This is a genomic window from Lacinutrix sp. MEBiC02595, from assembly GCF_053601555.1.
Genome location: NZ_JBSHNU010000181.1, coordinates 1 through 860, shown reverse-complemented (window position 1 = coordinate 860; position 860 = coordinate 1). Strand labels below are relative to the sequence as shown.

The 860-nt window shown below is 27.6% G+C and carries 1 protein-coding gene and 1 pseudogene; both read left to right on the top strand.

The features are described from left to right. Window positions 1-274 precede the first annotated feature (274 nt). A pseudogene (locus tag ACVCZW_RS04610) lies at window positions 275-531 on the top strand (Clp protease N-terminal domain-containing protein); the annotation flags it as partial. Window positions 532-599: 68 nt separating this feature from the next. Next, window positions 600-860: hypothetical protein (locus tag ACVCZW_RS04605; RefSeq protein WP_452231762.1), on the top strand; the 261-nt coding region annotated here is incomplete at its 3' end.

Here is an 860-nt window from a genome sequence, read left to right as displayed (position 1 = left end):
TCTATTTTTTATTTCCTCGAAAATGGAATTAATTTTAAATTAAACACCTTAATATCCATTTACTGATATAAATCATTCTTTTTGTCGAAACATTTTTGCAAACTTACTATCAGTAAACGTAATTACAGAAATAGACAAAAGGTCCCCTATTATTCACAAAAACAAACATTTTGTCTTGCAGATTAAACTGGTAAGATTGTTGCCTTTAACTAATAACAATAGAGAAAATTATAAGATGTACATCTTATACTAAATTATAAAACACAACATAACTATAAACTTCAACAATTATACAATAAATCACAAGAAGCCATACAACAAGCACAACAAATTGCGCAAGGTTATGATCATCAACAAATAGAAAACGAGCACCTTTTTAAAGCTATTTTTGAAGTAGATAAAAACGTTTTACCATTTATATTAAAAAAACTGAATGTTAACGTTGCCATGCTTCAGCAAATATTAGAGAAGGATTTAGAAAGCTTTCCTAAAGTTACAGGTGGAGATATTATATTATCTAGAGAATTAGGATAATCGCCACTAGTTTTAGGAATACTTAATAAGAAATTGACTACTTTTATCTCTAAACTCCTACAAATATGCAATACGCGAACAAACTACTTTTAATACTATTTTTTGTTTTTAATATCAGTTTAGCACAAAATGATAATAGCGCTGCAACAAAAACATTTGTTAAAGAAAACAACTTTTTACATAAGGAGTATTTAGAAAAATTTTCGCTGCATACTAATAAGTCTGTATATTTTTCAGGAGAAGACATTTGGTTTAAAACCTATGTAGCTTATGATATCACGGAAACACCAAGTTATAGAACCACAAATTTGCACATAAACATCTAT